Origin of the sequence: Faecalicatena contorta, from assembly GCF_021531995.1 — a bacterium.
Lineage (GTDB): Bacteria > Bacillota > Clostridia > Lachnospirales > Lachnospiraceae > Dorea_A > Dorea_A contorta_A.
Genome location: NZ_JAFBIZ010000266.1, coordinates 1 through 932 on the forward strand (window position 1 = coordinate 1; position 932 = coordinate 932).

A 932-nucleotide genomic window follows, 5' to 3' on the forward strand; every position below is an offset into this window, starting at 1 on the left:
GCTTTGGTATATAAGTTTTTGAATGCATTTATTAATTCTAATGTTTCGTTATACATATTCAAATTAATGTGATTAAACTGTAGTTCTCTTGCGATTTCATCTAAAGATATTGTTAGAGGGTACCTTGATAAAGCCACACACTGTATGCAGGGATCTAAATTGAATCCTTTTGAGACAGAATTCATTGTTCCGATACCTCCGATATATATAGACTGTTCAGAATTTGGGTTTTTTAATATAATTAGTGAGCAGTCCCTATAGTTGTGGTTAAGGCTAATAAAAATATTATCAGGTGAAAAAGTGACATTACCCTTATAATAATTGGTTTTACTGGTTTGAGCATAGGTTTTTTTTATTAATTGTATTTTTTGAGTTTCTTTATAAATATTGTTATTTTGAGTAATAGAGCTATAGATATTTTCCAACATTGCAGAATCAAGGTTGAAGCATGCAAGTGCGTCTACGGTGTTGGATGATTTTGAGTAAAGTGTAAGTAATCCCATTCGTAAAGCTTGTGCAGGTATAATACAGTTTTTACTATCTTGAGTGCTGGTAGTGTAATAGTACAGAATATAAGTGCCTAAGTACTTTTTTATATTTGAGGGGACGAAAAGATTAGGTACTGAGGTCATTTCCTGCTGCATTTCATCGCCTGATAAAAGTTCGGAGGTAAAGGTGTCAATAGAAATATTATAATTGTTTTTTAAATACAGCAAAAATTCTAGTGACGGAAGTGTAGCGTTGTTTTCGTAGCTAGATAAGGTTGGGGTTGAAATGTTTGTTTCTTTGGCGAAGTCCTTTTGGCTTTTGTTTAATACATCGCGTAAAGTTTTGATATTCTGTCCAATTATGTTAGTATTCATAATCATGATTTTCCCTCTGTTTCTTTATAATATAGATATTATAGTTTATTTTATGAAATATATCAAATT

The 932-nt window shown here is 31.0% G+C and carries 1 protein-coding gene; it reads right to left on the minus strand.

What is annotated here, in order from left to right:
* Positions 1 to 863 (minus strand): helix-turn-helix domain-containing protein (locus JQM82_RS15850; protein WP_235251381.1); only part of this gene is annotated, 863 nt, incomplete at its 3' end.
* Positions 864 to 932 lie beyond the last annotated feature (69 nt).